This window comes from Vibrio sp. 1562 (genome assembly GCF_033340155.1).
Classification (GTDB): domain Bacteria; phylum Pseudomonadota; class Gammaproteobacteria; order Enterobacterales; family Vibrionaceae; genus Vibrio; species Vibrio alginolyticus.
In genome coordinates this window covers 1-830 of sequence record NZ_JAWOVY010000207.1, presented here as the reverse complement: position 1 = coordinate 830, position 830 = coordinate 1, and the positions used below count along the sequence as shown (strand labels likewise).

The following is an 830-nucleotide window of genomic DNA, read 5'->3' as shown; positions in this document are numbered from 1 at the left end:
TAAAGCGACTTTGACCGCTTCAATACGTCGTTTTTCTTGTTCATCACGAATAGCTGGACCTTTGAAGCCATCCTGAATGATGGCTTGCACATCTACTGATGCCGCTGCTTGATAGGCCAGCATGAAAATATCCGCTTGTGGATATGGTAGATCTTCTAAACCTTTGCGGCCTGCATGATCCGCTTGGCAGCAAATTAGAATGTCTTTTAGGCGCTCCGACTTGCGCCATACATCAAACTTGTTCAGGATTTTGATGATGGTTTGCGGCTTTAACTCAGCGGCGCGATGAATGTTGGAGTGTTGCTCGCAGACCATGAGCGCTAACTCTTTAAATTCATTCGGTACACGTACACGATCGCACAGTTTTTTAATTAGCTTTAAACCGGTATGACAATGCATTTTATGGCTTGGCCATTCGCTCTCTGGTGTCACACCTTTCCCTAAGTCATGCACCTGTGCGGCAAATCTAACAGGGAGTGATGTGCTCAGCTTTGCGGCTTGCTCTGCTACCATCAACGTATGGATACCCGTATCGATCTCTGGATGCCATTTTTCAGGTTGAGGCACCCCAAATAACGCATCGATTTCTGGTAGCACGACGGCTAACGCGCCGCAATCTCGCAATACTGATAAAAACACATCGGGACGAGGCGTTGAAAGCGATTTATGCCACTCTTGCCACACGCGTTCTGGTGTTAGCGTATTGAGTTCACCAGAGTCTGCCATGTCGCGCATGAGTTGCATGGTTTCTTTTGCTACCGTAAATCCCAGCGAGGCAAGTTTTGCAGCAAAACGTGCGACCCGAAGTACTCTAAGGGGATCTTCCACAA

The 830-nt window shown here is 47.7% G+C and carries 1 protein-coding gene; it reads right to left on the bottom strand.

The genetic code is table 11. The annotated features are described in order from the left end of the window. The coding region (locus R7Z49_RS24180; protein ID WP_318112254.1) for an HD domain-containing protein at positions 1–830 on the bottom strand (830 nt) is incomplete at both ends.